Genomic DNA, 20,699 nt, shown 5'->3' on the forward strand with positions numbered 1-20,699 from the left:
GCCCCGTTATATCGTCCAGTAAGTTTAACAACAGTCTGAAACATGAAAAAATAGATTAAAATCAATAAATTATAAATTTATCGTAAACATTTATACATACATTAGGATATAAGCAATCGTCCAGAGCCTGTGGATAACTCTGTTCAAAACGGTTTTGCATATAGGGTAAAACGCCGTCTGAATGCACCGGGCAGATTGTGGATAACCTGCTGGCCTATCAAGGCAGCGACTGTCGTCAGTTCATCAATTTTTGACTTTGCAGCATTGCGCAAACTTTCCAGAAAACGGTTTGGCTGCCACAGTTTTAGTTTTGCTCGTGACCGAAGACAAATAACTTAAATGAATATTCAAAACTGGAGCGGGAAACGAGACTCGAACTCGCGACCCCGACCTTGGCAAGGTCGTGCTCTACCAACTGAGCTATTCCCGCGTAGGAGGTACTGCTATACAAATTTTGGAGCGGGAAACGAGACTCGAACTCGCGACCCCGACCTTGGCAAGGTCGTGCTCTACCAACTGAGCTATTCCCGCATAGGAGGTACTGCTGAACCAAATTTTGGAGCGGGAAACGAGACTCGAACTCGCGACCCCGACCTTGGCAAGGTCGTGCTCTACCAACTGAGCTATTCCCGCATCATCTTGGTTCTGGCCGCACCGAAATTCTTCATCGGTACGGGGTGCGCATTATACGAGAAATCCTTTCCATCGCAAGAGCCTGAAAGCAAAATTTTGCGCTTTCTGCGCGTTTGCCGATTAATTCAGCAACCTGCTGTTTTCCTGCGCACCCGAAGGCGATTAAAGCTGCAAAAAATGCTCGCGGTAATACGCCAGTTCCGCCACGGACTCGCGGATATCATCCAATGCCTGATGGCTGCCGCTTTTTTTGAAGCCTGGCAGGATGTCTGGCTTCCAGCGACGCGCCAACTCTTTCAGGGTACTGACATCGAGATAACGGTAGTGGAAATAAGCCTCCAGCTCCGGCATATATTTGAACAGGAAGCGACGATCCTGACCGATGCTGTTGCCACAAATCGGCGAGGTATTAGCAGGCACCCACTGTTGCAAAAATTCGATAGTCGCCAGTTCTGCGGCACGATCGTCAAACTGGCTGGCCTTCACGCGATCCACCAGACCGCTGTTGGTATGGGTACGCACATTCCAGTCATCCATCAGCGCCAACTGCGCATCGGACTGATGTACCGCCATCACCGGCCCTTCCGCCAGAATATTCAGATTGGCATCCGTTACCAGCGTAGCGATCTCAATGATGCGATCGCGTTCTGGATCCAGCCCGGTCATTTCGAGGTCGATCCAAATCAGATTATTTTCATTTCCAGCTGTCATGCATTTTCCGCCCGTTGCCAAAGTCGTCATTACACTAAATTAAGGTGTATCATAGACGTTTTGCCCAGCGGGGCGAAGCCTGGCGAAAGCGTGAGAGGATGCGTGAGCAAAAATAAACTGTCGAAGGGTCAACAACGTCGCGTAAGCGCGAACCATGAGCGTCGTCTGAAGCAACGGAGCGAAAAGCCGGAACCGGATGATAGCCTGTTTGGGGAGCCAACCGATGGCGTAGTGATCAGCCGCTTCGGCATGCACGCAGACGTTGAAGACAGCGCAGGCGAGGTGCATCGCTGCAATATTCGTCGCACCATTCGATCGCTGGTTACCGGCGATCGCGTGGTCTGGCGTGCGGCCAATGAGAACGGCGGCAAAGGGATCGTCGAAGCGGTATACGATCGTACCAGCGTATTGACGCGCCCCGACTTCTACGACGGTGTCAAACCGATCGCCGCCAATATCGATCAGATCATTATCGTGTCGGCGATCCTGCCTGAGTTGTCACTTAACATCATCGATCGTTATCTGGTCGCCAGTGAAACCCTGGGGATCGAGCCACTGCTGGTATTGAACAAAACCGATCTGCTGGACGATGAAGCGCGTGCTTTTGTTGATGAACAGATGGCGATTTACCGCCACATTGGTTATCGCGTCCTGATGGTGTCCAGCCGCGCCAAAAACGGCCTCGATGAGCTGGAAGCTGCGTTAACCGGACGTATCAGCATCTTTGCCGGGCAGTCCGGTGTCGGCAAATCCAGCCTGCTGAATGCGCTGCTGGGCCTCGATGTCGCGGGTGATGAGATCCTGACTAACGACGTGTCGGATGTTTCAGGTCTTGGCCAGCACACCACCACTGCCGCACGCTTGTACCATTTCCCGCACGGCGGCGATGTGATTGATTCGCCGGGTGTACGCGAATTTGGTTTATGGCACCTGGAGCCGGAACAAATCACCCGTGGATTTGTCGAATTCCGTGAGTTTCTTGGCAGTTGCAAGTTTCGCGACTGCAAACACGGCAATGATCCCGGCTGTGCTATTCGTGAAGCGGTAGAGAACGGCATCATCGATGCTTCTCGCTTCGATAACTACCACCGAATTCTGGAAAGCATGGCGCAAGTAAAAACGCGTAAAAACTTTTCCGCCAGCGAAGATTAACGGTTATACCCAAAATCATTCGAACGGCAGGAAGGCGGCAAACGAGTGAATCCCAGGCGCTTACTCAGGTAAGTGACTGGGGTCAGCGAGCCCAGCCAACGCACCTGCCGTTTGAAGGATGGAGGGTATACAACGGCACATTCGCCAACTGACCGGGGCGCTGCTACAATCCGCCCCCTTTTGTATAAACGATGTGTAATAAAGCCAGGAGGCTAAGGTGTTTGATCGTTTTAAGCTCGGCCTGAATCATATTCTGCCTAAGAAAGGACTGACCGAACTTGCCGGTTGGGGTGCCAGTCGTCGTGGTGGCTGGCTGACCAAAGCGGTCATCGATATTTTTGTCTGGTACTACAAAGTGGATATGGCGGAAGCCAGCAAACCAGACACCGCCAGCTATCGCACCTTTAATGATTTCTTCGTGCGCCCGTTAAAAGAGGGGGCTCGCCCGATCGATCCCGATGCCACGCTGCTGGCTCTGCCTGCCGATGGTGCCATCAGTCAGTTAGGTCGCATCGAAGGGGATCAGATTTTCCAGGCCAAAGGCCATTACTACTCGTTGCAGGCACTGCTGGCGGGTAATGATACACTGGCGGAACAGTTCCAGGACGGTGAGTTTGTCACCACTTACCTCGCCCCGCGTGATTATCACCGGGTACATATGCCGTGTAACGGTATCCTGCGCGAAATGATTTACGTGCCAGGCGACCTTTACTCCGTCAACCCTCTGACCGCGCGTAACATTCCAAACCTGTTTGCACGTAACGAGCGCGTGATTTGTGTGTTCGATACCGATCATGGTCCGATGGTACAGATTCTGGTTGGTGCAACCATCGTGGGAAGTATCGAAACCGTTTGGGCCGGTACCATCACGCCGCCACGCGAAGGGGTGATCAAACGCTGGCACTACCCGGCAGCCGATCATGATGGCGCGGTAGTGCTGCTGAAGGGCCAGGAAATGGGACGCTTCAAGCTGGGTTCCACCGTCATCAACCTGTTTGCCCCGAAGCGCGTCAAACTGGCAGAGAGCCTGGAAGCGGAGAGCAAAACCCGTCTTGGTCAGCCGCTGGCTATCGCGCTGCCGCAGCAGGGTGAAACCACCCCGCTCGCCGACTAACAGGACAACTCCCTGTGCGTGCCTTTCTTATCCTGCTGCTGAGTTTGTGGCTCAGCAGCCCTGTTTTTGCGGCCAGCGTGCCGCAAGCCAGTGACCTGAAACAGGAACTGGATGCCGTCAAATCCGCTAAAAGCTCCCCTGCCCAAACCGAACAAATTCAGACGCTGGAAACGGCACTCAATTTCCTTGCTGAACGCGATGATTCGCTGGAGCGGGCAAAGCAATATCAGCAGGTAATTGACGACTTCCCCCGTCTGGCGCGAGAACTACGCCAGCAACTCGCCAGCATGACCAGTGAGAGCAGCAAAACGGTGCGCAATAATATGAGCAGCACCGAACTGGATCAGGAGATTTTGCAGGTCAGCAGTCAGTTACTGGAAGAGGGACGTCAGGCACAGCAGGAGCAGGATCGCGCACGCGAAATCAGCGATTCGCTGTCGCAGTTGCCGCAGCAGCAGACCGAGGCGCGCCGGGCCATGACGGAGAGCGACCGTCGCGTGCAGGGCGCGTCAACCGCCACCACCCCGCAGGAACAAGCCCAGATCTATGCACGTCAGGCGGAGAACGCCGCCAACAAAGCGCGTGTGGATGAACTGGAACTGGCGCAACTCTCCGCCAATAACCGTCAGGAATTGGCGCGCATGCGTGCCGAAGTGCATCAACGTCAGGCCTCACAACTGGATAATTACCTGCAAGCGCTGCGCAATCAGTTGAACAATCAGCGCCAGCGTGAGGCTGAACAGGCACTGGAACGTACCGAGCAATTGGCGGAAAACAGCGGCGATCTGCCCAGCGCCATTAGCGAACAATTCCGGGTAAACCGTGAGCTGTCTGCTGACCTTAATCAGCAGGCACAACGCATGGATTTGGTCGCCTCGCAGCAACGCCTGGCGACCAATCAGACGTTGCAAGTTCGTCAGGCACTGAGCACCCTGCGTGAGCAATCGCAATGGCTGGGCGCATCGAACCTGTTGGGCGAGGCCTTGCGCGCGCAGGTGGCGCGTCTGCCGGATATGCCCAAATCACAGCAGATCGACAACGAAATGGGCCAGTTGCGCGTACAACGGCTCCGTTATGAGGATTTGCTGGAGCGTCAGCAGGCATTACGCAAAGAGAAGCAGGATGATGGCACGCCTTTCACCAGTGAACAGAGCCGCATTCTGGAAGCCCAGCTGAAAACTCAGCGCGAGTTGCTTAACTCCTTAATTTCCGGCTGCGATACGCTGATTCTGGAAATCACCAAACTCAAAGTTTCCAATACCCAGCTACAGGATGCACTGACGGAAGTGCGCGATGCCACCCATCGTTATCTGTTCTGGACCGCTGATGTCAGTGCGGTTGACCTGAGCTTTCCGGTGGATACCGCACAAGCCCTGGCACGGCTGTTATCGCTTGATACGCTGGGCCAGTTAGGCAAAGCACTGGCGATGATGTTTACCAGCAAGGAAACGGTGCTACCGATTCTGGGAGCCGTGCTGCTGGTTGGGTTCAGCATCAGTTCACGCCGCCACTATCATGCTTTTCTGGCACGAGCCGCCAGCAAAGTGGGCAAGGTGACACAGGATCACTTCGGCCTGACAATGCGCACGGTGTTCTGGTCGATTCTGGTCGCCGTGCCGATTCCGGTGTTATGGGCGGCCCTCGGTTATGGTTTGCAGGAAGCCTGGCCCTACCCGATAGCGGTGGCAATTGGCGATGGCATCACCGCCACGCTGCCTCTGCTGTGGGCGTTTATGATCAGCGCCTCTTTTGCCCGCCCCAATGGCCTGTTTGTCGTGCATTTCCGCTGGCCTCAGGCGCGTGTGGCACGCGCAATGCGTTATTACTCGCTTACCGTTGGCCTGATTGTGCCGTTGATCATGCTGTTGATCGCTTTTGCCAACCTGGAAGATCGTGAGTTCTCCTCGACGCTTGGCAGGCTGTGCTTCATCCTGATTTGCGGTGCATTAAGCATCGTGACCGTCAGCCTGAAGCGCGCCGGCATCCCGCTGTACCTGGATAAAGAAGGCAACGGCGATAACTTTATCAACCGCATTTTGTGGAACCTGATGATCGCCATTCCACTGGTTGCGGCCCTCGCCTCCTGCATTGGCTATCTGGCGACTGCGCAGGCACTGCTGGCACGCCTGGAAACTTCCGTCGGCATCTGGTTCTTCCTGCTGGTGATTTACCATATTGTTCGCCGCTGGATGTTAATCCAACGCCGCCGTATCGCCTTTGACCGCGCCCGCCAGCGTCGTGCAGAAATGCTGGCCAACCGTGCGCGCAGTGAAGAGGATAAAGAGCAGCCTGCCACCAGCATTGAGGGCGTGGGAGTGGAAGCGGATGAACCCATCATCGATCTGGATGCTATCAGCGCCCAGTCGCTGCGCCTGGTTCGTTCGATTCTGACCCTGATTGCCCTGGTGTCGGTGATTGTGTTGTGGTCGGAGATTCACTCGGCGTTCGGTTTCCTCGAAAATATCCGCCTGTGGGATGTCAGCACCACGGTGCAGGGGGTGGAAAGCATCCAGCCAATTACCCTCGGTTCGATTCTGATCGCCATTCTGGTGCTGATTATTACCACCCAGTTGGTGCGCAATATGCCTGCGCTGCTGGAGCTGGCGCTGTTGCAGCACCTGAGCCTGACGCCTGGCACCGGCTACGCCATCACCACGGTGACCAAATATATCCTGATGCTGATTGGCGGACTGATTGGCTTCTCGATGATTGGCATTGAATGGGCGAAGCTGCAATGGCTGGTCGCCGCGCTGGGTGTTGGTCTGGGCTTCGGTTTACAGGAGATTTTCGCCAATTTTATTTCTGGCCTGATTATCCTGTTCGAGAAGCCGATTCGTATCGGCGATACCGTCACCATCCGCGATCTCACCGGGAGTATCACCCGCATCAATACCCGTGCGACCACCATCACCGACTGGGATCGCAAAGAGATTATCGTGCCGAATAAGGCGTTTATTACCGAGCAGTTCGTTAACTGGTCGCTTTCCGATTCGGTGACGCGTGTGGTGCTGACTATCCCGGCACCGGCTGGGGTGAATAGCGACGAAGTGACCTTGATCCTGAAACAAGCGGCCGAACGCTGTACCTACGTACTGGATACGCCGCCCCCGGACGTGTTCCTTGTCGATCTGCAACAAGGTATCCAGTTGTTTGAACTGCGAGTCTACGCCGCCGAAATGGGCCACCGCATGCCGCTACGCCATGAACTGCATCAGCTGATTTTGCATGGTTTTGCCGAGCACGGTATCGAAATGCCCTTCCCGCCTTTCCAGGTTCGTATGGAAACCCTGGGCAAGAAAAGCCCGGCCAGCAATGGCACACCTGCGGCACGGAATTATAAGTCGGGTGGGTTGTAAAAATGAGGTGCGCAGTGGATGCGCACCTGGTCAGTTTATTTCACAAACTCTTCGCCCTGAGCGATATCTTTCTTCAGCGTATCCAGCATGCCGGTTAACGCCTGTTGCTCAAAGGCGCTGAGCGGTCCGAGTGGACGGCGCTCCACGATACCGGTTTTGCCCAACAACAGTGGCTGCGAGAAGAAACGCGCGTATTCGCCATCCCCTTCCACATAAGCACATTCGACCACGTTCGCTTCCCCTTGCATGGCGCGTACCAGCGACAGACCGAAACGTGCCGCAGCCTGACCCATTGACAGGGTCGCTGAGCCGCCACCGGCTTTGGCTTCCACCACTTCCGTACCGGCGTTTTGGATACGTTTGGTGAGATCCAACACTTCCTGCTCACTAAAGCTAACGCCTTTGACCTGCGACAGCAGCGGCAGAATAGTGACGCCAGAATGCCCCCCGACCACGGGTACGTCGATCTCGCCGGGTTGCTTGCCTTTTAACGCCGCAACAAAGGTGTTGCCGCGGATAATATCCAGTGTAGTTACGCCAAACAGCCGGTTTTTATCATACACACCCGCTTTCTTAAGCACCTCTGCCGCAATCGCCACCGTGGTGTTAACCGGGTTAGTGATCACGCCAATCAAGGCCTTGGGTGCGGTGCTCGCCACCTGCTCAATCAGGTTACGAACAATGCCTGCGTTAACGTTAAAGAGGTCGGCGCGGTCCATGCCGGGTTTACGTGCCACTCCGGCGGAAATCAGCACCACATCGGCTCCCTTCAGTGCGGGTGTGGCATCTTCACCACTAAAACCCTCAACTTTCACTGCGGTAGGAATATGGCTGAGATCCACAGCCACACCCGGCGTAACCGGGGCGATGTCATAAAGCGAAAGGGCTGAACCTGCGGGTAATTGGGTCTTAAGCAACAGTGCTAGCGCCTGGCCAATACCACCAGCGGCACCGAGAACGGCAACTTTCATCCTGGACTCCTTATTAAGGTGGGGCAGAGATCTGCCGGGTTTCCATCGGGTTACGAGTTTAATCAACTTCTCAGGCGATAGCGACAATACCCGTCGCGCTATTAACACTGACGCCGCAATACGGCTCCCGAGACATCCACACTTCAGAAGTCGCCTGAATGATCATAGGTCGCAGCCAGAAGACAGGGGTCGGCAATGATCAGTCATTTTGTTGTTACCACTTCAATAATATAACAACATTGCAACCTTCGCTTTTGCGCGCCACGCCGCGATTTTGGCGTAGCGGTAAATCTCTGTTATGATCGCCGCCCTCGCAGGTTATCCCGGCGAACCCCTCACCTGTTTATTGCATAAAAATTCATTTAAATGCATAATCATTTATCTGCATGGGCTTGTTGCCCAACGCATCCCTCTTTTTATTGGTAACCTATGCGAAACCCATCTAAACAAGACGACCTGGTTAAGGCGTTCAAAGCCCTCTTGAAAGAAGAGAAATTCAGCTCTCAGGGTGAAATTGTGCAGGCGTTACAGGAAGACGGCTTCGAGAACATCAATCAGTCAAAAGTTTCTCGTATGCTTACTAAGTTTGGCGCGGTGCGCACGCGCAACGCAAAAATGGAGATGGTTTACTGCCTGCCAGCCGAACTGGGTGTGCCGACCACGACCAGCCCGCTGAAAAATTTAGTGCTGGATATCGACTACAACGATGCTCTGGTGGTGATTCACACCAGCCCCGGCGCCGCACAGCTCATCGCCCGTTTGCTGGATTCGCTGGGTAAAGCCGAAGGCATTCTCGGCACCATCGCCGGTGATGACACTATCTTTATTACCCCCGCGCGTGCTTTTACCGTGAAGCAGCTCCATGACGCTGTGCTGATGTTATTCGAACAAGAGCTATAAAACCCTGCCCGCTACCGGCAGATTACCTGCCGGTAACAACTCGGCCATTCCCTTTACCCGCCGTCACGCTTGAAGAAAAATCCTCAAGAAACAATACATTAAGTATATTCTCGTCCGTTCTCACGCCCGATAATAATTGGTAGGACCTTTTATCCTGCTTAACCTTTAGCGCTATTTTACACTGCTTTACACAACAACATCAGCTATATACCCCACTCGCAGCGTATCAGCCAGCTGGATCAACCGTATTATTTCGCACAGAAAGATAAAATAACATAGGTCATTGTTTTTACATGTAATTAACAGGTGTTGTGCAGAAACCAGGCGGTTTTTATAACACTCAGTTATTAAAAGTTGTCATAAGGACAAAGAATAACAACCAAACATTATTAGCAGAATATTAATTTCATGAGTGATTAGATCTATACTTCTTTTCGTGATGCAAATCACACCAAACAAAAAGAGAAAAAACAGAAGACGAGGAAATAATCATGAAAGTTAAAACTACTATCGCAACCATGAGCATTCTATCTGCCCTGTCATTTGGCGCTTTCGCCGCAGATTCTATTAATGCTGATCAGGCAATGAATCTGCAACCGGCCGGCACCATCAGTGTCAGCGGCACGGCTGGTTCGCCGATGGATATCCATCAGCAACTGAGCGAAAAAGCAGACCAGCAAGGTGCTAAAGCTTATCGCGTGATCGAAGCGCGTAATGACAACACCTACCACGCGACTGCTGAACTTTATAAATAAGTTCGCCGAAACAAGACGCAATGTGAAAGGCAACCCATTTGAGACGCGATTGCGCTCAGGTTGCTGACCCAAATTCAGGAGAGTGAATCATGAAAACTAAATTATCTATCGCAGTGCTGAGCCTGGCTTCCGTTCTTTCTTTCGGTGCCAGCGCAGCAAGCCTGATTACCAATGAGCAGGCAGACACCATGAATCTTCAACCGCTGAACCAAACCATCAGCGTGAGTGGCCGTGATGGCGACCAGAACAACATCCGTCAGGAACTTTCTGCCAAAGCCGATGCTCAGGGTGCCAGCCACTATCGCATCATTGAAAACAATCAGAATGACACCTACCACGTCACTGCTGAACTGTACAAATAATCGATAAATGATTATCCGGCGCCCAAACGGCGCCTGGATATGAATCGACGACCCGCTACCCACTTACCACCGCAGGTTGTTGATTGTAATGAGGAGACGAACAATGAAAATCAAAGCAACCATCGCAACCGCTAGCCTGCTCTCACTGTTGACCTTCGGTGCCTCTGCGGCACAACTGGTCACGGCGGAACAGGCTCAGAATATGCAGCCTGCGGGGACAGTGACCATCAGTGGTACTGCCGGTGCACCAATGGATTATCGTGCTCAGCTGTCGCAAAAAGCCGATGAACAGGGTGCCAGCGCCTATAAAGTGATTGAAGCCCGCACCGGCGACAACTATCACATCACTGCTGAACTGTATAAGTAATTCCTCGTCAACTGCTTGACGAACCCTTTGGCCCCGCTCGCCGGGGCCCTTTTTGCGTTACTTCACATTAAAGCGGAGCTGGCCATCCAGCTCCTCTTCTGCTTCATCAAACAGCAAAATCAACGCCCCATAGCGACGCTTCTGTCCTGATCCTAAGTGAATAAACTCAATCTCCAGCGGTAACGGCAGTTGCTCGCCTGTCACCACTTCCCAGAGATCGTCCAAATCAGTAATCGCCAGATCCGCCAGCGCAAAACGGTCACTGAACTGGCGGAAGAAGTGCGCCTGATCGACGATTTCATCGAAATCAAAACGTTCGATTCTCATCATGACGACTCTCTTTTCTGTACCACTGCCCATTAAACCGGGTAGCCTGCGTTGATATGTTTGTGTTGCTGCGGGGTGTGGATGCCCTCCTTCCCCCTGACAGTTTGCATCCCGTCAGGAAAGTATAGATGGCATTACCGGTGGGTTTTGTGAGAGTGAGCCACCGCATCACGCGGTGGCTGGTTTCAGATTTGAATCAATGTGTTCTGATACTTACTCAGCATGCTGGCTAAACGTTTTACCGGCTCCGTTACGCTGCTCGGTGCCGCGTAGTGCTGGAGTTTCTCCTGATAGACATCCAGCTCGCGTAACAACTGCTCAAAATAGACACGTCGTTTATCATCGCTACGCGTCGAGATCACCTGGTCAGCAGTGGATCGCAGCTGACGGTGATAGGCGGAGAGATCTGCATTGATCGGCACCTCGGCATTGCGTAAGCGTTGATGGCCGATAATCAGCGTCAGCGCGATACGGTATTTATTGATATCGCCGGGGAACAGATTGAGCAGCAGAAACAGTTGCTGATACAGCGCCGGTAAGTGATTCTCGCGACGACGCGCCTGATTGGTGGTCATCGCCGCCACCGCCGCATACATAAAGCGATTCAGCAACTTACGTCCGGTACGCGCCTTAGATTTGTCACGAATCAGCAGAATCACCATCATCGCCACAAAACATCCAATCACCTGGCCCAACACGTTGTCGAGAAACACGTTGAACTCGAACTTCATCGGGTTATCCAGTACCAGCACGTTGATGGTACCAATCAGGGCACCTAACGTTCCCAGTTGGCGACGCTGGACAAAGATGCCGCCAATAAAGCCCAGCAGGCCAATCGCGATGCAAAGCAGCAGCATACTTTGCTGGGTTGCAGGCAGGACGTATATAAAGTAGAGCGCACCCAGCGGCACTGCGACCGTCATACCGTAGAGGAAGTCTTTTGCCATCATCAATGGATTAGGGGTGCGCATCGCCAGTGCGGTGATTACCGCCAGCATCACCATACAGCCACTGCCAGAGGTCCAACCGGTGTACAACCAGAAAAGTGAGCCAATCGCCGTCGCCGCAAATGTACGTACGCCGTTAATCATCGCATGGTGGGTTTCGGCAGAACGCGCCTGAATCACCACTTCACGTTGCAGAATACCGTCTTCCAGCGTAGTGATGCGGCTGTTGCTCCTGACGCCATTAATCAGCAACAAGTATTCGGTAGCCGCCCCCACCCAGCTGGCTAAGGTCAGTGGAGTGGACTTGCTGCTGACGCCAATTACCCGGCGCATGATTTTCATGCGCTTGTGCACGTCATCAACGCTTTTCACCTCTTTCTCGATCAGCAATCGATACTGCGGCGGAATGTAGTCCGGGCGGGAATTCTGGATCAGGAAGGTTTCTGCGGCCTGCGTAATCAAGGTCAGGGATAAAGTATTCAGCATTTGCAGACGACGGCTGCTGTTTTTCCAACGCGAGGATTCCATCATCAACTGGCTGCGCATGGTGTTCAGCGCCGTGGTGCGGCGCACCAGCGCGCTCCAGGCTTTGTCGACTTCTTCTTTATCGCCGTGCGCGACACAAAGTTGCAGCAGTTTGTAGTGCGCCACCAGCAGCGAATCCACTTCCTGGTCGATCACTTTTTTAATCGAACGGGGCGAGAAGATCATATCCGCCAGAATGGCACACAAAATACCCAGCACGATTTCGCTACAACGCTCAACCGCAAACTGCGGAGCCAGCGTCAGCCCACCACTGGCATCGGCGGTGACAACGATAATCAGCGCGGTGTAGCCTGCCAGACCCAGGGCGTAGGAGTTTTCGACTTTAATCAGCGAGGAGAGCCAGACGCAGAAGCCGGCCCACAGGCAACATAACAGTAGCATCACTACCGGGGCACGCACCGTGGCGATCATGATGGTCAGAGCCGCCGCGCTACCAATAAAGGTCCCGATAATACGCAGGATGCCGCGATAGCGCAGCGCGCCGGAGTAGGGATCACCTCCGGCGACAAAGGCGGTGCCACCCGCCACTATCCCGGCGGTCATCACCGCCCAGCGCGGCGTTTCCAGATTGAAGTGAAAGCCGATAATCAGCGCCGCTACCAGCGCAAATGTCAGCTTCACCGGGAAACGCAGGAACTCAATCATATCGCCCTCTTAACCAAACTCACGCAGGCGATTAAACAATTTGCTCATCGGTGAGGCTTGCGTCTTACGATCCTTCTCACCAGTAATCACCACGGTAGCGGTGGTGCCAGCCGGGAAGCGATTGCCAGGCTGATCGTCGAGATGAATACGCACCGGTACACGCTGCGCCAGACGCACCCACTCCAGATTGGAATCAACAGTGGCCATGCCTTTGCTGTCATTGGTGCTGCTGCTGTCGGTAACACCGGCTGCGATGCTGTCGACGGTGCCACGCAGCACGGTATTGCTACCCAGCGGGGTGATTTCCGCACGGAAGCCCGGGCGTACGCCATCCAGCTTGGTTTCTTCCATATAGGCCAGCACGTAGAACGTATGCTGCTGCACCAGAGCCACCGCCACTGAACCACGGGTAATAAACTCGCCTTCATAGACGTTAAGGTTGGTCACCCAACCGTCAGACGGTGCCTTGATGGTGGTACGATCCAGGTCGATGGCCGCCAGATCGCGCGTCGCAATAGCTTTCGCCAGCTGATGCTCGGTGGTGGTCAGATCGTTGTTGGCCTGGTCAATGGCTTCACGCGACATCGCGCTGGTGCCGAGTTGGTTACGGCGCGCCGCTTCACGACGTTTTTCGTTGGCGACAGCCTGGTAATACTCGACATCGGCCTGTGCTTCATCCAGCGCCTTCTGGTAACGGGGGCGGTCAACCACAAACAGGGTATCGCCCTTCTTCACCAGTTGGTTATCACGGACCGGCACCTCGGTGATCAAACCGGTCACATCCGGAGAGATCGCCACGACATCGGCAGAGAATTTAGCATCACGCGTCCACGGGGATTCGGTGTAGAACACCCAGGCGCGGAAGATGATCACGATAGCGACGACAACCAGCAGGAGAGTAATCGCGTAGCGCGCGATTTTTCTTATTAGCGCTTTCACTTAAAACCTCAGACGAATAAACGGGATACAAGGTAAAACACACAGCAATAAAGCGCTGTGTTAAAAAGTGCCGGATGCCAAACCAGATCGTACAATCCGCTGGGCGTCAGCACGCGTTTCACCAGCCAGAACAGCGCCAGCGAAACTATGAGTTCAATGAAGATGGGCGGGAAAGACAGCCCAAATACGACAAATACCGGAAGCACACTCATTTCGGTTCCTTAGTTCGACCTTGCCGGATTGCACCGATACCTGCCCGCATGCCACATGGCACAAGGGGTTGATGATAATGGGATGACGGGTAGACTGATGGCAACATTCAGGCCGTTTGAGCTAATCATAGCGTATCATCTGACAAACACAGGCAGATTCACTGCCGTGTTAAGGTGCGGTGAAATGACCCAGCGTGCGTATAGTAACGCGCTTGACTATACGTTATCTACATATTGTGAGCTAAATCACTTTTTAGCCAGAGTAAACAATGGAACGACTTAAAGGCATGTCCATCTTCGCCAAAGTGGTTGAATTAGGATCCTTCACCGCCGCGGCACGTCAGCTTCATCTTAGCGTTTCGTCGATTAGCCAGATAGTCGCGAAACTGGAAGATGAGCTCCAGGTCAAGCTGCTGAATCGCAGCACCCGAAGCATTGGCCTGACCGAAGCGGGCAGAATTTATTATCAGGGCTGCCGCCGCATGCTGGCAGAGGCGATGCAGGTCCACGAACAACTGTATGCCTTCAACAACACGCCCATTGGTATTTTACGTATCGGCAGCTCATCGACAATGGCGCAAAATGTCCTCGCTGATATGACCAGCGATATGTTACGCGAATATCCGGGTTTGAGCGTCAATTTAGTCACCGGCATTCCGGCACCGGATTTGATTGCTAACGGGCTGGATCTGGTGATCCGCGTCGGTGAGTTGCAGGATTCCAATCTGTTCTCGCGTCGCCTGGGCGCGATGCCGATGGTGGTATGCGCGGCCAAAAGCTATCTGGTACAGCACGGCACGCCGGAAAAGCCTGGCGAGATCGATAATTTTTCGTGGCTGGAATATAGCGTGCGCCCGGACAACACCTTTGAGTTGATTGCACCGGAAGGGCTGGTCACGCGTCTGACGCCGCAGGGACGTTTCGTGACCAATGATTCGCTAACGCTGATCCGTTGGCTGAAAGCCGGGTGCGGTATCGCCTATGTCCCACTGATGTGGGTGATAAACGAGATCAACACCGGTGAGATCGATATCCTGTTTTCACAGTATCAGTCGGCCCCCAGACCGGTTTATGCGCTGTACACCGAAAAAGATAAGCTGCCGCTGAAAGTGCAGGTGTGTATCGACTATCTGACCGAGTATTTCAAACGGGTAGCGCGCCAGTATCAGCAGCACCGTAAAAACTGAGCATAAGTACTGTCGCGGCGCGATTTATCGCCCAATGCGTATCCGTACTCATTCGTAGCGGCGCGATTTATCGCGCGTTTTTTTGCCATCGTAAAGGTCAAAAGAGCGCGATTTATCGCGCCGCTACGGTTCAGTGCTTAAATCAGGCGGTTCCGCCGACCGTGAGTTTATCCAGCTTCAGTGTCGGCTGCCCCACACCCACTGGCACGCTCTGGCCTTCTTTACCACAGACGCCAACGCCTTTATCCAATGCCAGGTCGTTACCCACCATGGAAATCTGCTGCATAGCTTCGATACCGGAGCCAATCAGCGTGGCACCTTTTACCGGTTTGGTCACTTTACCGTTCTCAATCAGATAGGCTTCCGATGTTGAGAACACAAACTTACCGGAGGTGATATCCACCTGGCCGCCACCAAAGTTCGGCGCGTACAGGCCATATTCTACGCTTGCGATAATGTCCTGCGGCGTGGATTTCCCCGCCAGCATATAGGTGTTGGTCATACGCGGCATCGGCAGGTGCGCATAAGATTCACGACGGCCATTGCCGGTAGGGTTGACGCCCATCAGACGCGCATTGAGCTTGTCCTGCATGTAACCCTTCAGCACACCGTTTTCAATCAACACGTTGTACTGTCCCGGTACGCCTTCATCGTCCACCGCCAGCGAACCACGCAGACCCTCGATGGTGCCATCATCGACCACGGTACAAAGTTCAGACGCCACCAACTGGCCCATTTTGCCGCTGAACACCGAGGTGGCACGACGGTTAAAGTCGCCTTCAAGACCGTGTCCAACCGCTTCGTGCAGCAGCACGCCCGGCCAGCCAGCGCCCAGTACCACCGGCAGCGTCCCTGCCGGAGCAGCAACCGCCGAGAGGTTCACCAGCGCCATCCGCACCGCCTCACGCGCCCAGGCATCTGCACGCACATCACCGCTTTCATCGGCGAGGAAGAATTCATAACCGGTACGCGCGCCGCCGCCGCTGGAGCCGCGTTCACGTTTACCCTGATCTTCCACCTGAACGCTGATCGACAGACGAACCAACGGACGCACATCAGCGGCCAGCGTGCCATCGGTCGCGGCCACCAGCACCTGCTCATAAACCCCGGTCAGGCTGGCATTCACTTCCTGGACACGAGGATCAGCGGCGCGCGCCACTTTATCCACCCGATGCAACAGGGCGATTTTGTCTTCACGCGTCAGGCTATCCAGCGGATTGACCGGTGCGTACAGCGAGCGGTTGATCACAGCCGAAAGGGTATGGGCTTTGCCATTGCCCTGTTCGCGTACGATGCTGCGTGCGGCTTCAGCCGACTGGCGCAAAGCATTCAGGGTGATCTGGTCAGCATAGGCGAAACCGGTTTTCTCACCGCTGACCGCGCGAACACCGACGCCCTGATCGATATGATACGAGCCGTCTTTAATGATTTTGTCTTCCAGCACCCAGGATTCGTGGAAACTGGACTGAAAATAGAGATCGGCATAGTCCAGACGACGTTCTGAAAGCTGCCCTAACAGGGAAAAAAGGTCCTGCTGATTAATGCTGTTCGCAGTTAGCAACTGCTCACTTACCAGATTCAGAGTCATCGTTTCTCACTCATTTTACGCTCAGATATTTCATAGCCTGCGGCAATTCCCCGACGGCGTCAAATTCACTTCTTGTCGTTTTCGCGCGGTTTGCGTAGCACTTCATTGATTTCCGGCTTATCCAGAGGGCCGCTGATGTGGTAACGCAATAGCGAAATTTTACTCCACAGTGGTCCCAGCACTTTACTGGCGGCAAATACCGCCGCGCCGACCACCGGGTTGATCACAAACGCGGTTGCGACGCCCACGGAGGCAGAGATCTCGGGTGCCACCACCGCTTCCATATCAATCTCGCGTTTCACCAGGTCCACTTTACCCTGCATGGCGATATCCGCTTCAAGACCATCCACCAGCAAGTTATCGGTATGCATCACGCCATTTTCAATCCATGCGGTGCCGTTGATCGAGTCAAAAAAGAAGCCCTGACTGAAGGTGTCGCTGAAATCAAAACGCAACTTACGCAGTAACGCATCAAAACTCATCAAACGCAGCAACTGTCCGGCACGGCCGGTATTCACATCGGCGATTTGGCCTTTACCAAAATGGGATTTCAGCGTGCCACTCAGCGTCGGCTCTGAAGGTTGCCACGGCGCAGAACGCCAGTGCAAATCGTAGTCGACTTTAAAAGGCGCATCACGCAGCGGGGTGTTCACGCCAAACCAGTTGGTGGCATCGTTAATGTTTTTGCCACTCAGCGTCCCTTTCAGAGAAGTACGCTGCTCACCCGGTTTATTCACCCACTCACCATTGATACTCAGCTTCGAGCTACCGGTGTCCACCGAACCGTTAGTAAGTGCTAACGTATCGCCACGCGGTTGCAGCAGCGCCTGCATATGGCCAAATTTCTGCCCGCGCAGCCAGCACTCCTGGCAGCGCCATTGCAGAGCTGGCCAGCCGGAGAAGTTAATCGTGGTGTTGTCACTGAAAGGTGATGATGTTTCACCCTCTTTTCCTGCCCATTCCGGATTGTAATAGAGGTAACTCAGCGCCAGCTGCCACGGAGCATTTTGCGCAGTCACCAGACTACCGCGTGCTTCGCGGCTATCCAACTGTACCTGAGTGTTACCGGTCGGCCCCTGAGTCACCGTCGCATTGACATCATGCCACTGCTGGCCCGCCAGGGTCAGCGCCGGTGTATGCAACGTGACATCACCCGGCAGCAACGCACCACCGACACTGGTTTCCCCCTGCGCATTGCGCGAACCACCCGTGCCTGCCAGCAATCCCATCCAGGCTTCACCGTTAATTTCCGGCAAATTCAGCACCATGCCGCGATTTTCCGGCAGCTTCGGCGTGGTTTTTGTATCGTTGAGCCAGATACCACGATCGACCCGCAATTGAGGTTCCAGCAGCCAGCGGCTGTTAAAGCGATGATTTCCCAGCACGCTACCACTCAGTTCGAATCCGTTGAGATTACCATTGGCGGAGATTGTCATCGGCATCGCCGCTCCCGCTTTCTTATCCAGCGGAGCAGGTAAGTGACTGCTTACATCTTTGCCATCACCACTCAGATCAACCTTGTAGCTGGCCCCACCTTTATGCGGCAGAGTGATGTCGACATTCCCCTGCCACGCCAGGTTGCCGCTTAATTGGCTGGTGACTGTCGCGGGCAGCATCTTCAGCTTCGCCAGCTGCCAGTCGCCCAGCAGCTTAACGTTGACGCCAAAGTTGTCCGGGTTCTCCTGGGTACTGAAGCTGACGCCCACCGGCTGCCCGAACCAGTTCGCCTGCATCTCCTCGCTTTCCAGGTTGCCATTGTTATAACGGAAGCGCCCGGTCAGGTTGTTCAGCGTGGTATTCAACGGTTTGATGTGCAAGCTGTTATTGTTCATCACCACATTACCGCTGGCATGAACCAGCTCGCCATCCAGCGGGATGTCGAGATTGAGATGGCCGCGGGTGTTGCCTTTAATCTGCAATTGTTGCAGGGCGGCCCCCAGCGTGGGTTTGAGCGGCGTTTGCTCGAAATAATCGGCAATCTGCTTGCCCTCACCACTCAGATCGCCGTCAATAATCAGCTTCTCTTTCAGGTAATCCGGGATGATCGCGCTGATATTGCGGGCGTCCACCTCTCCCAGTTTCGCCTGTTCGGCCTTCATCCACAGGCCGTCATTGACGAAGTCGAGGTCAATGTCGAGATTATTGATTGCCGGCCAGCCGGGCTGGAATTGATAGGTAGCCTGACGTAACGGCACCCACACTTCAAACATGCCGTCGTTATGCTTAAACGGGAAGAGTGTCGGATCGCCGGCAAACAGCAAGGTGGCGTTATCCACCTGACCGCCTTTGATGGCATCGCTGAGATAGTGAGTCAGGCCGTGGCCCATCAGCGGTTCCGGGAAATAACGCCAGGCATCACCGGCATCGGTTACACGAATACCCGCCAGGATATCGAGACGCGGGGCTTTGCCGAGATTTTGCTGATAAAGAAAATCCCCGCGCGCCCATAGCGAACGCGCCTTCACGTCCAGTTGATGACCATCCAGTGTCAGGCCATTGTCATCATGTCGCCAGTTAAGCTTGCCGGTAACCTGCTGAATTTGTAGTGGAGCCTGGAACATGTCGCCGTAGGGCACTTCTGCCTGCCCCATCGCTACATCCAGCATGCCATTACTCAGGCTACCGCTGGCGCTGCCGCTCAGATTGCTGATGCCCGGTAACAGTTCCCAGTGCTGCCAGCTTAAATCTCGCCATTTGGCCTGAAGGCGGGTTTGCTCCGGCTGCTGCAACGGAATATCCAGCGCCAGCGCTTCAATCTGACCCTGCGGCTGTAGCGCCCGCCAGTTATCAAACATCGCCGGAGAGAGGGGCTGGAACAGCGGCACCAGCGGTGCCAGACGTTGCAGATCCAGTTGGGTGGCACGCACGCGGATTTCCGGCGCGTTATTCGCCCCAAGCAACTGTTTATCTTCCGGTCTCCACAGCAGCGAGAAATGTCCCGGTGCCCAGGCGACACCATCGGTGCTGAGACGGGTTTGTGGTACGGACAGCATCCAGCCATTCTGGAAGCGCGACAGATGGGCCGTTAAGCCGTCCACCTGCAACTGATGATCGCCCTGATCGCCACGCCAGCGCGCCCCGCCCTGACGTAACAGCAAATCGCCAGCATAGACATCGCCATCACGCAGGTTGACCCACGCGGCAAGACTGAAACGTGCACTTTCGAGGCTGGTGTTATCACGCAGCCAGCGGCCAATCCACGGGCGCACATCCACGTCATCCGCCTGCATCCAGATACGCCCGGTATCCAGCAAGCCATTATTATCGCTGAGGTCAAGACGTACCTGTACCACGCCATGCTGCCCGGTAAAACTGGACAGGCTCACTTCCCCTTCCGCACGGTGCCGCGTTTTTTCGTTCAACCAGGTCAGGCGAGGGATCGCCAGCTCGGCGTGTTGTCCGGAGGGCGTGAGAAAACGGATACTGCTGTCACGCAGGTCGAAGTGGTCAAACTGCCGCAGGAAAAGTTCGTTGATTTGCGTGGGTTTGAAGCTGTTTTTCTGTTCATCGCTGGTCAGGAGTTGGCGATTGAGTTCAAGGCGCATCTGCCAGAAGGTGAGATCACGAAACTGCCAGCGCCCCTGAAGCAACGACTGCCAGATATTCAGCGCCAGGTTGACCCTACCAATATGCATTTGCCCCTGATCTTTCAGGGCAATGTGCAGATCGCGGATCTGTAACGTGGGGCCGAAGTTTTCCCACCGGCCCTGCAACTCACTGGCTTGTACCGGCACGCCAGTGACGCGCGATACGGCTTGCAAAATGTCGCTGCGGTAGCTGTTGAGATGCGGCATGACGAGGCGCAGCCCGCTGACCAGCAGCGCCACAATAACGATGATTGTGGCGAGCAGCAGTAACAAAATCCTCGGCAACCGCCTCACACACCTCTCCTTGTCTTCCGCCGGATTACGGATCGATACCTCTCATGCCCTGACCGTTATCAGTGCGGAACAATCGGGACGAAAGCGCATGTTAACCCAAAAAAGG

Annotated in this window: 16 protein-coding genes and 3 tRNA genes; 8 read left to right on the forward strand and 11 right to left on the reverse strand. The window is 54.4% G+C overall.

What is annotated here, in order from left to right; genetic code table 11:
• Positions 1 to 354 precede the first annotated feature (354 nt).
• The 4 genes from CTZ24_RS18030 to orn form a co-directional block, all read right to left on the reverse strand.
• Positions 355 to 430 (reverse strand) — tRNA-Gly (locus CTZ24_RS18030).
• Positions 431 to 455: 25 nt separating this feature from the next.
• Positions 456 to 531: transfer RNA gene (locus tag CTZ24_RS18035), tRNA-Gly, on the reverse strand.
• A 26-nt stretch (positions 532 to 557) separates the two neighbouring features.
• Positions 558 to 633, reverse strand: a tRNA-Gly gene (locus CTZ24_RS18040).
• Positions 634 to 795: 162 nt separating this feature from the next.
• Positions 796 to 1,344, reverse strand: a complete 549-nt coding sequence (gene orn, locus CTZ24_RS18045) for an oligoribonuclease (RefSeq protein WP_021183582.1) — start codon at positions 1,342 to 1,344, stop codon at positions 796 to 798.
• Positions 1,345 to 1,446: 102 nt separating this feature from the next.
• Here orn and rsgA point away from each other — a divergent pair, with 102 nt between their 5' ends.
• From rsgA to mscM, 3 genes are all read left to right on the forward strand, one after another.
• The gene (gene rsgA, locus CTZ24_RS18050) at positions 1,447 to 2,496 is read left to right on the forward strand and encodes a small ribosomal subunit biogenesis GTPase RsgA (RefSeq protein ID WP_021183583.1); all 1,050 of its coding nucleotides are present in this window, start codon (positions 1,447 to 1,449) and stop codon (positions 2,494 to 2,496) included.
• Between the two features lie 217 nt (positions 2,497 to 2,713).
• On the forward strand, positions 2,714 to 3,610 hold the full coding sequence (gene asd, locus CTZ24_RS18055) for an archaetidylserine decarboxylase (protein WP_208724269.1): 897 nt from the start codon (positions 2,714 to 2,716) through the stop codon (positions 3,608 to 3,610).
• A 14-nt stretch (positions 3,611 to 3,624) separates the two neighbouring features.
• A complete protein-coding gene (gene mscM, locus CTZ24_RS18060) occupies positions 3,625 to 6,966 on the forward strand; it encodes a miniconductance mechanosensitive channel MscM (protein WP_208724270.1) in 3,342 nt (1,113 codons plus the stop codon).
• A 35-nt stretch (positions 6,967 to 7,001) separates the two neighbouring features.
• On the opposite strand, the gene mdh is transcribed toward mscM, so the two are convergent.
• Positions 7,002 to 7,937, reverse strand: a complete 936-nt coding sequence (mdh, locus tag CTZ24_RS18065; protein WP_021183586.1) for a malate dehydrogenase — start codon at positions 7,935 to 7,937, stop codon at positions 7,002 to 7,004.
• Positions 7,938 to 8,366: 429 nt separating this feature from the next.
• Between mdh and argR the strand changes: the two genes are divergently transcribed.
• From argR to yhcN (CTZ24_RS18085), 4 genes are all read left to right on the forward strand, one after another.
• Positions 8,367 to 8,837 (forward strand): transcriptional regulator ArgR, encoded by a 471-nt coding sequence (gene argR, locus CTZ24_RS18070; protein ID WP_013510710.1) that lies wholly within the window; start codon positions 8,367 to 8,369, stop codon positions 8,835 to 8,837.
• Between the two features lie 491 nt (positions 8,838 to 9,328).
• Entirely contained in the window at positions 9,329 to 9,592 is a 264-nt protein-coding gene (gene yhcN, locus CTZ24_RS18075) for a peroxide/acid stress response protein YhcN (protein WP_021183588.1), read from the forward strand.
• A gap of 89 nt (positions 9,593 to 9,681) precedes the next feature.
• Positions 9,682 to 9,954, forward strand: coding sequence for a YdgH/BhsA/McbA-like domain containing protein (locus tag CTZ24_RS18080; protein WP_013510712.1), 273 nt, complete (start codon positions 9,682 to 9,684; stop codon positions 9,952 to 9,954).
• 103 nt (positions 9,955 to 10,057) lie between these two features.
• On the forward strand, positions 10,058 to 10,321 hold the full coding sequence (gene yhcN / locus CTZ24_RS18085) for a peroxide/acid stress response protein YhcN (protein ID WP_013510713.1): 264 nt from the start codon (positions 10,058 to 10,060) through the stop codon (positions 10,319 to 10,321).
• A 57-nt stretch (positions 10,322 to 10,378) separates the two neighbouring features.
• Here the strand turns inward: yhcN (CTZ24_RS18085) and CTZ24_RS18090 are convergent, their stop codons facing one another.
• The 4 genes from CTZ24_RS18090 to aaeX form a co-directional block, all read right to left on the reverse strand.
• Positions 10,379 to 10,648: a barstar family protein gene (locus tag CTZ24_RS18090; protein ID WP_208725591.1), complete on the reverse strand. Its 270-nt coding sequence runs from the start codon at positions 10,646 to 10,648 to the stop codon at positions 10,379 to 10,381.
• A 185-nt stretch (positions 10,649 to 10,833) separates the two neighbouring features.
• Positions 10,834 to 12,786, reverse strand: coding sequence for a p-hydroxybenzoic acid efflux pump subunit AaeB (gene aaeB / locus CTZ24_RS18095; RefSeq protein WP_021183590.1), 1,953 nt, complete (start codon positions 12,784 to 12,786; stop codon positions 10,834 to 10,836).
• A gap of 9 nt (positions 12,787 to 12,795) precedes the next feature.
• Positions 12,796 to 13,725, reverse strand: a complete 930-nt coding sequence (aaeA, locus tag CTZ24_RS18100) for a p-hydroxybenzoic acid efflux pump subunit AaeA (RefSeq protein WP_021183591.1) — start codon at positions 13,723 to 13,725, stop codon at positions 12,796 to 12,798.
• Between the two features lie 8 nt (positions 13,726 to 13,733).
• The gene (gene aaeX, locus CTZ24_RS18105; protein ID WP_013510717.1) at positions 13,734 to 13,937 is read right to left on the reverse strand and encodes a p-hydroxybenzoic acid efflux pump operon protein AaeX; all 204 of its coding nucleotides are present in this window, start codon (positions 13,935 to 13,937) and stop codon (positions 13,734 to 13,736) included.
• Between the two features lie 269 nt (positions 13,938 to 14,206).
• Between aaeX and aaeR the strand changes: the two genes are divergently transcribed.
• Positions 14,207 to 15,124, forward strand: coding sequence for an HTH-type transcriptional activator AaeR (gene aaeR / locus CTZ24_RS18110; RefSeq protein ID WP_208724271.1), 918 nt, complete (start codon positions 14,207 to 14,209; stop codon positions 15,122 to 15,124).
• Between the two features lie 142 nt (positions 15,125 to 15,266).
• Here the strand turns inward: aaeR and tldD are convergent, their stop codons facing one another.
• Positions 15,267 to 16,712, reverse strand: coding sequence for a metalloprotease TldD (gene tldD, locus CTZ24_RS18115; protein ID WP_208724272.1), 1,446 nt, complete (start codon positions 16,710 to 16,712; stop codon positions 15,267 to 15,269).
• A gap of 65 nt (positions 16,713 to 16,777) precedes the next feature.
• Positions 16,778 to 20,593, reverse strand: coding sequence for an AsmA2 domain-containing protein YhdP (gene yhdP / locus CTZ24_RS18120; protein WP_208724273.1), 3,816 nt, complete (start codon positions 20,591 to 20,593; stop codon positions 16,778 to 16,780).
• Between the last annotated feature and the right edge of the window lie 106 nt (positions 20,594 to 20,699).

Source organism: Pantoea phytobeneficialis (genome assembly GCF_009728735.1).
In the GTDB taxonomy this organism is placed as follows: Bacteria; Pseudomonadota; Gammaproteobacteria; order Enterobacterales; family Enterobacteriaceae; genus Pantoea; species Pantoea phytobeneficialis.